Raw genomic sequence first — 7,280 nt, forward strand, 5'->3', positions numbered from 1 at the left:
ATTCAACTAGTTACAGCAAAAACTACCAAAAAATTACCTTATTCATTCACAGTAAATTCTCCTTTAACCATATAAACATTAGCACCCGTCCTTGAATCTTTAATTTTTGTAGCTATTAGATTAGGCTCGTAGGTGTTAACAAAATGAGTTTTATGAGTTTTTGCCAACCATTTTTTCTTATACCCATATTTTTTTGATCTGTAGAAGGCGGTAAGATGAAGAGTATCATTTTTTATATAACCTGTATCACTTTCATACCACTCTTTATACCGTGTTCTAATATGACGAGTAGTTTTTAAATTATTATTTTCCATTTCAAAAAAACCAAGACTTTTTAGTTTTATTAACTGTTTTACTTTTATTGTACCATTTTCTGGTGCAGTTAAATACTCACTATCTGTAATACAAGTTTCTGTATAAAATTTACTATCATCAGAAAAAACACTGAATATATAACTTCCATTGTTTTTTAAGTGTACATAAACTTGATTTGCTTTTAAATATGGGTTACTTGTTATATCTTTTTTTGTTTCATTAGCAAGATATTGCAAAAAATACTTGTCATAGTGACTATTATTTATGGCCGTATCTTTATCAATTTTATTAGTTTCTACAAGATATCGCTTAAAAGCTTCATCGGGAAAAGCAGAGTCTTTTGATGTCTTGCAACTAACAAAAAGTACAAACATTAATAATAATAAAACTATTTTATTCATTAGCAGTAAATTCTCCTTCAACCATAAAAACATCAAGTCCGGTTCGGGAATCTTTAATTTTAGTAGCAATTAGTTTAGGCTGATATTTATGTATAAAGTGAGTCTTGTGTGTTTTGGCTAACCATTTTTTCTTATACCCATATTTTTGGGATCTGTAGATGGTGTTAAAATGAATAGTATCATTTTTTATATATCCCCTATCACTTTCATCCCACTCTTTAAAACGTGTTCTAATATGACGAGTAGTTTTTAAATTATTATTTTCCACCTCAAAAAATCCAAGACTAGTTAATTTTATTAATTGTTTTAATTTTATAATGCCATTTTCTGACGTAGTTAAATAATCACTATCAATAGCATAAGTTCCTGTATAGAATTCACCATCATCAGAAAAAACACTGAATATATAATTATTACGATTATTTTTCAAGTAAGTATACACTTGATTTTCTCTTAAGTATGGGTTACTTGTTACATCTTTTTTGGTCTTATAATCTAGATATTTTGAATAATACTTATTATAATAACTATCATTTATAGCTGAATCCTTATCCATCTTATTAGTATCTATTAAATACTGCTTAAAAGCAGTATCTGTATAGCCAGACTCTTTTGATGTCTTGCAACTAATAAAAACTACAAACATTAATAATAATAAAACTATTTTATTCATTAGAAGTAAATTCTCCTTCAACCATAAAAACATCAAGTCCCGTTCGGGAATCTTTAATTTTTGTAGCAATTAGTTTAGGCTGATATTTATGTATAAAGTGAGTCTTGTGCGTTTTAGACAACCATTTTTTCTTATACTCATATTTTTTTGATTTGTAAATGGCAGTAAAATGAAGTGTATCATTTTTTATATAGCCTGTATCGCTTTCATACCACTCTTTAAAAGGTGTAATAATGAAACGTCTAGTTTTTAAAATATTATTTTCTATTTCAAAAAGTCCATGTCTTTTCAGTTTTATTAATTGTTTCAATTTAATTGTCCCATTTACTGTTGCTGTTAAATATTCACTATCAATAGTATAAGTTCCAGTATAAAATCTACCATCATCAGCAAAAATACTGAAGATATAAGAATTTCCATTATTCTTCAAATAAGAATAAACATTATTAACTTTCAAATAAGGATTACTTGATATATGATTTTTCGTTTCATAATCAAGATACTGCAAAAAATACTTATCATAATAACTATCATTTATTACAGCATCTTTATCCATTTTATTAGTATCTATTAAATACTGTTTGAATGCTGTTTCAGAATTACTAGGCTCTTTTGATGTCTTACAACCAACAAGAAATATAGATAATAATAAACTTACAATTATTTTATTCATTTGCTTTTTACAATTTTATTTTTTGTGGTAAATTCTTAAAATATTCATCCAATTTATAAAATGATTCTAAATTCGTTCCTTTTATTGAGGTTTGAGCATCCATAACTGTATTTAATCTTTCTAACTGAACTCTATTAGACTCTTCATTATATACCACAAATAAATGATGAAAATAAGTTGTGCCATAGTTTGTATTCATAGTAATGTCTAAGTCTGGCTCAACTTCTTTATATTTTTCATAATCTTCTAAATCCTTTTTGTATTGCCTGCTATCTTCTAAAAAAACTTTATAATCTGGATATTCTTTTCTAATTGGTTGTTTTGGTTGTTTTGGTACTGTCGAAATAAATGATGGATTATCCTTGTACTCTTTTAAAGCATCTTGATACTCTTTTTCAGTTTTATAAGCTGATCTAACAGGCTTATTCTCTTTTACAATTTTATTATGCTTTTCAGGAAACTCAATCGCATCGTGCATCATATTGGATGGCCAAAATGTTCCATAACCAAATTTAGTAGATTTATTAATATTACCAATTCCATCTGTAAAGGAAAACGTTTCCTGACCGCGATTTAGCAAAATATCAAAAAGACGTTGATAATCATAATTTTGACCGTTAATTATTTTATCCCGATTGAAGGGATTTTTATTATTTGATTTTCCATAATACAAATCAAAAGCATACGCCATATGTATAATATCCGTTATCCAAGCTTGCATATTTACACCTGCTGACCAATATTGATCAGAGTTCATCCCTAAAAATAATGGTGCCTTAAAAATATCATTATATGACGAAATCATAAAGTTACCCAATTTTATTGATGCACCACCCACAATCTGATTTCTGTTTCGGTTATCTTGAGAATTATAAGCGTCTTTTGTTGATATTTCATTTCCGTTTTCATCGTATGTTTTTGAAACTTTACCAGAACTCAAAACCCCCGTTGAACCTACTGTAAAAGCATACTCATACGGGTTGTTTACACCAGAGCCACTAAAACTAGTAAACAAATTCATATTGAGCGCGTTTCCTGTTTTATATCCTATTGTTACAGCAGGTGTTAATGTCGCGTTTAATAAATTACGGCTTAATGGAGACGTTCCTGGTGCATTATTACCATAATAGGTCAAAGCAGCATTTAAACTTGGCATAAGATGTACATCTCCGGCTCTTGCAACCTCTTTTTGAATTCCGGCATACAAGCTTGCTGTAAAACCTCCTTTAAGACTATAACTAAATTTTAATCCCATGTTTATTGGTGGTCCCCCTGGTCCTGGACCATCACCATTACCCGGGCCTTGGCTATCTCCCGCATTTGGACCTCCTTTTTGCTTTAAATCTTGCCTAAAATGTTTTTTTTCTTCTTTTTTAGTATCTTCTTTAGGAAAACTAATGCTTAGATTTCCGTTGAAGCTTGACGATTCTAATTTACCAATAGTAACTGCTGCATCACCAACACCATCAAATTTAAAAAGATCAAAATCATAAGTTTCTAAATGTTCATCTGGTTTTATAGTATCTTTAAGCAGTGTGTTAATATATTTCCCATAAGAAGTAACTAACCCGGCAACTAACTTAATTTTTTTATCATTGTCTTTCTCTATTCCTTTTAAATGATGCTCCCACACGACAATTTTTTCATTTTGTATATCATAAAAAGCATAATCATTTGAATGTACCCCTTGAGATACTACAATAGATGGATTCTTAACCTTGCCGTCTGCAATTTCTTTATATAATTTGTATATGATACCTGTATTATCATCATTAAATTTCCCAACCATTTCAGAAGCAACACTTTTGATATGATCGTGCATATAACTGCTTTCAAGTTTATACTCGCTCTCTTTAATTTCATTTTTAGGTACCACAAATCTTGGGGTTCCAAATGCTACATTTCCCATATCGACTACTTTTTACCTTTCAGTTGTACTTTTTTATTAGAACTTAAGGTCAAATTTTCTTTTGTTGCTACTAATTCAACTTTTTCAGATGTTTCAATAAAGGTCTTACTTTGACTAAAATAAGACTCTTTTATCGTAACATAGAGATTTTTTGCGCTCTTATTAATTGCCATGATACAATTTTTTAATACGTTAAAATATGTTTGATTGCTCTGTACTATTAATTTCGATTGTTTTTTCACTGCTTTCCAAAAGCATATTTTCTTTTGTACTGAAAATATTTATTTCATCAGCATATTGTGTAGACTCCAATGAACCACGAACATATTTTTGATCAATAATTTCTGTTTTGTTATCAGCAGTTTCAGAAATATTTCCTCCCGCATTTTGATTAAGATCTTTTCCTGCACTTTGACTAATATCTTTATTTGCTGAATGCTCCATATTCTCTCCCGCACTTACTGAGACATTTTTACCAGCAGTAATATTCAAATTCTCTCCTGCATTTATCGTAATATCTTTAGCAGCGGTAACATTAATATTCCCCTTTCCGTCCATTAACCAGCTGCTTCCGCCAATGTCTTCGATTAGAACACTTCCGTCTTCATCATTAAAGATCATTTTAGTTCCTGAACGAGTATGAATCGCTTTTAAACTGTTTTTACTATCGGAATAGGCACTTTTATCATTTCCGTTGTATTGTGTTCCAATTACATACGGATTCTGAACATTGTTTCCTTCAAAACCTATTAGTACTTCTTCGCCAATTTCCGGGATAAAGTAGAAACCTTTTCCAGATCCGGAATACGGCTGTACCATACGAATCCATTCCGTTACAGCAGTTCCACTTGCGCCGTAGAATTCTACTTTTACTCTTCCTAATCCTTCGGGATCGTTGTTGTCTTTTACCTGTGCAGGTTGTGTTTCTGCTTTTGCGAAAGCATGTACATTAGTATAATGTGGAGCGCTTACATCAGCTGGAATTGCTTTGAACTCGCATGAGTAATTTCCGTGTACCTCTGAATGGTGAACCACTTCGATAGCAATAAGTTCGTGTTCTACGGTTTGGTTTTGAATAGTAAATACTTGTCCAACACCTATCGGGAAATACGATGTTCCACTGTAATAAACGCTGTTGGCGTCACTTCCTGCGGTTTGCATCGTTACCATTTCTTCAATGTCTTCTTTATTGTTGGCATTTACCGTATACACTCCATCATTTAGGTTTGGATTGGTAACCGTTCCCTGATTGTACCCAATTACCGTTGCAAAGCTATCTTTACTTCCTGTAGCCGTTTTTGCAGATGAATTTCTAAGATCGGAAGCGCTATTATAATCAAATCCAGTTAACGAAATTTTATGCGATGCCATGTTGGTTTGAATGGTAAAACCATGCAGCGAAGCACCGTTTACCAATTTTACTTTGCTTTCTTTGGTTTGTCCGAATTGCATACGCATTCCGTCAAAATAAAACCATTGTGCGTAACGCTTTGATAATCTGTTTATAAATTCGAAATTACTTTCGTTGTACTGAACCAGATTTTTAAATTCTTTACGGTACGTAGATTTAATAGAATCTCTTTGGTAGAATTCACCAGGACCTTCGCCAAAGATACTCACCACGATATCGTCCAGAGTGCGTTCTTTAAACGATCTCGATCTTTTCATATCGTCTAAAACGATACTGTGACTTACTCCTGAAACGTGTAATCCTGCCGGACCTCCGTGAAGATCAATTGAGGTTAGTTCAGTAATAATACCTTTACTCATTAATTTGATTCCCGTAAGGCTTTTGAAGGTAAAAATTACCTCATCACCTAAGTAGCTTCTTAAGGCTTTTGCCTGATCTGCCGGGTTAATAATTGCTTTACCTGTGTATTGCCAAACGAATGAAAAATGATGGTGATCGCCCATTTTCTGAGAGACTTTTAAATCATAGTATACAACGTTTTGGCTAAAGCTCCCTATAGAAATATGAACTTGTTCTGAAAAATGTGACATAATACGTGCTTTTTTTAAGTACCTTGTTTTTAAAATTATCCTAAAGAAATCCAGTTGTTAGAGAATTTTGCATCTCCAAATTTCAGGTCTTTAGCTACGACTTCCATTGTAATTTTCATTGGAACATCGTTGGTACTTGAAAACTGTTCGTCATAACTCACGCAAAAAGCTTTTGTAAAACTTAATTCTTTCATTTTGCTTAAAGCATCACGTCTGTAAAAAACTATTTTACCATCTTTGGTAAGGTCTCCGTTTAGCATCCAGCTTAAAAAGTCAGTGCTTTGGTTTGCCTCAATGGTTATTTTGATTACACCGCCTTTTGCTCCGCCTGTTGGCTTGCTTGCAGTGTCTATTTCCTGTTTAAACTTAATATTGAAATCAAGAACATTATATTCTTCTCCGTCTATGTGTAATTTAGATAAAAAACTCATTTTGCTGTGGTATTATATTGTAGATTAGTGAATTATAAAAGCTTCTGCCCCATCGAGAAGTTTTCGGTTTAAAACAAAAAAGGAAGTCCACAAAATGAACTCCCTTTTATGCTTTTATGTGTAATAAAGTTTAATAAGTCTTGAAGGATTATACCCAAGCATTATCAAATTCTCCACCACCCATTGAAATTTTACGAGCTGAAATCATAAAAGTTTCCGTTAACGGATTGTCACTGTTATGATCAAAGTTCTCTTTGTACTTCACCATGTAAGCTTCAGTAAACTTTAACTCTTTTAAAGTAGCGTTAGAATCACGTTTGATGAATTTTACTGAACCTTCTTTTCTTTCGAAGTTGTTAGTCATCCATTCGAACAATTCTGTACCACCAGTAGATTCAACCTGAATCATAATTCTTCCTCCACGTGTTACTGTAGATGGACGCCCTGAAGCATCTGTTTCCTGAGCTAAGTCATAGCTCACGTTTAATACTTTGTAATCTTTACCTGCAACGGTTAATGTAGTTAAGAATGACATAATGTTTAGATTTAAATTATTTATTTAATTACGCTGTAAAAATAGAAATTAATTTGTTTTGTAAAACTATTTTAACAGAATTATTTTTACATTTACTAACAACCTCATTAACAAATAATTAATCCATTAAAAATGATTATTTCGCCCACAATTCTGAATAAAAAACACCCCGAAAAGTACTTTTAATGAGCTTTATTTCTTACCTGAAATGAAAAAAAATATCGAAAATTGCTTTTCTGCCTAACAGGAATTTGTTTACAAGAATTTTTTATGCTTTAATCTATAGGCTTTACGCTTTACGCTTGGGATTTTTAAATTATTTGCTTTGGGCTTTGGGCTTTG

At 31.6% G+C, this 7,280-nt stretch carries 8 protein-coding genes; all 8 read right to left on the minus strand.

Annotation, left to right across the window (positions count from 1 at the left end; genetic code table 11):
* Positions 1–38: 38 nt before the first annotated feature.
* Positions 39–716: a hypothetical protein gene (locus B0A66_RS18515; protein WP_089051350.1), complete on the minus strand. Its 678-nt coding sequence runs from the start codon at positions 714–716 to the stop codon at positions 39–41.
* Complete coding sequence (locus tag B0A66_RS18520; RefSeq protein WP_089051351.1) at positions 709–1,389, minus strand: hypothetical protein; 681 nt, start codon at positions 1,387–1,389, stop codon at positions 709–711. The genes B0A66_RS18515 and B0A66_RS18520 overlap by 8 nt, the downstream gene beginning before the upstream one ends.
* Positions 1,382–2,062, minus strand: coding sequence for a hypothetical protein (locus tag B0A66_RS18525; protein WP_089051352.1), 681 nt, complete (start codon positions 2,060–2,062; stop codon positions 1,382–1,384). Before B0A66_RS18525 ends, B0A66_RS18520 begins: the two co-directional genes overlap by 8 nt.
* Positions 2,063–2,069: 7 nt before the next feature.
* A complete protein-coding gene (locus B0A66_RS18530) occupies positions 2,070–3,971 on the minus strand; it encodes a polymorphic toxin type 23 domain-containing protein (RefSeq protein ID WP_089051353.1) in 1,902 nt (633 codons plus the stop codon).
* 5 nt (positions 3,972–3,976) lie between these two features.
* Positions 3,977–4,144, minus strand: a complete 168-nt coding sequence (locus tag B0A66_RS22975) for a hypothetical protein (RefSeq protein WP_165766652.1) — start codon at positions 4,142–4,144, stop codon at positions 3,977–3,979.
* Between the two features lie 19 nt (positions 4,145–4,163).
* Positions 4,164–5,972, minus strand: a complete 1,809-nt coding sequence (locus B0A66_RS18535; protein ID WP_089051354.1) for a type VI secretion system Vgr family protein — start codon at positions 5,970–5,972, stop codon at positions 4,164–4,166.
* Positions 5,973–6,007: 35 nt separating this feature from the next.
* Positions 6,008–6,403, minus strand: a complete 396-nt coding sequence (tssD, locus tag B0A66_RS18540) for a type VI secretion system tube protein TssD (RefSeq protein WP_089051355.1) — start codon at positions 6,401–6,403, stop codon at positions 6,008–6,010.
* Positions 6,404–6,551: 148 nt separating this feature from the next.
* Positions 6,552–6,938 carry a type VI secretion system tube protein TssD gene (tssD, locus tag B0A66_RS18545; RefSeq protein ID WP_089051356.1) on the minus strand — a complete coding sequence of 129 codons (387 nt, stop codon included), beginning with the start codon at positions 6,936–6,938 and terminating at the stop codon, positions 6,552–6,554.
* Positions 6,939–7,280 lie beyond the last annotated feature (342 nt).

The sequence above is a fragment of the Flavobacterium hercynium genome (genome assembly GCF_002217285.1).
GTDB lineage: Bacteria > Bacteroidota > Bacteroidia > Flavobacteriales > Flavobacteriaceae > Flavobacterium > Flavobacterium hercynium.